This window comes from Streptomyces litchfieldiae (assembly GCF_031845365.1).
GTDB lineage: Bacteria > Actinomycetota > Actinomycetes > Streptomycetales > Streptomycetaceae > Streptomyces > Streptomyces litchfieldiae.
Genome location: NZ_JAVREL010000067.1, coordinates 1 through 908 on the forward strand (window position 1 = coordinate 1; position 908 = coordinate 908).

Annotated in this window: 1 protein-coding gene; it reads right to left on the reverse strand. The window is 69.2% G+C overall.

The features are described from left to right. Nucleotides 1–17: 17 nt before the first annotated feature. Nucleotides 18–908 (reverse strand): ABC transporter permease (locus tag RM590_RS35405; RefSeq protein ID WP_311708927.1); only part of this gene is annotated, 891 nt, incomplete at its 5' end.

A 908-nucleotide genomic window follows, 5' to 3' on the forward strand; every position in this document is an offset into this window, starting at 1 on the left:
GCCGTCGTCGCGGGTGGTCAGTCCGTGGCGATGGCGTTCAGGACGTTCATCCGGCCGGCGCGGAACGCGGGGAGCAGGGCGGCCAGCAGGCCGACCACCGCGGAGCCGATGAACACGCTGATGACCGTCGGCCACGGGATCTCCAGCACCTTCATGCCCTCCATGGCCAGGAGCTGGTGGCCGGCCGCGCCCCACGCCATGCCGAGGCCCAGGCCCAGCAGGGCGCCGAACAGCGCGATCACGACCGACTCCAGGCGAATCATGCGGCGAAGCTGCCGCCGGGACAGGCCGATGGCGCGCATCAGGCCGATCTCCCGGGTGCGTTCGACGACGGACAGGGCCAGGGTGTTCACCACACCCAGGATGGCGACGATGATCGCCAGTGCCAGCAGGCCGTACACCATGTTGAGCAACTGACCGATCTGGCTCTGGATCAGGTCCTTGAACTCGGCCTGGTCCCGGACCTCCATCTGCGGATAGGGCTCCATGGCCGCATCCAGCGCGGCGCGGGCGGCGTCCTCCTGGCCGTCGGCGGCCGAGGCGAACATCATGAACGGCAGCGGCAGCACCTCCGCCGACACGTACTCGCGGGCCGTTTCCTCGCTGATGTACCAGGTGCCGTTGCCCACGGCGCTGTCGTCGTTCAGGATCGCGCGGACCGTCAGTTCGGCGGTCTCGCCGTCCTCGAACGCGACGGTCAGCTGGTCACCGATCCCGATGCCGAACTCCTCGGCGTCGCCGAGGCCCACGGAGATGCTGTCCGGCTGGAACGCGTCCCCGAAGTCGCCCTCCAGCACGTCGGAGGTGAAGTCCTGCTCGTAGGACGCCTGGGTGACGCTGAGCGTGACATCGACGGACTCGCCGCCTGGCATGGTCGTCTCGGTCTCCACGTCCCGGACGTCGGTGAC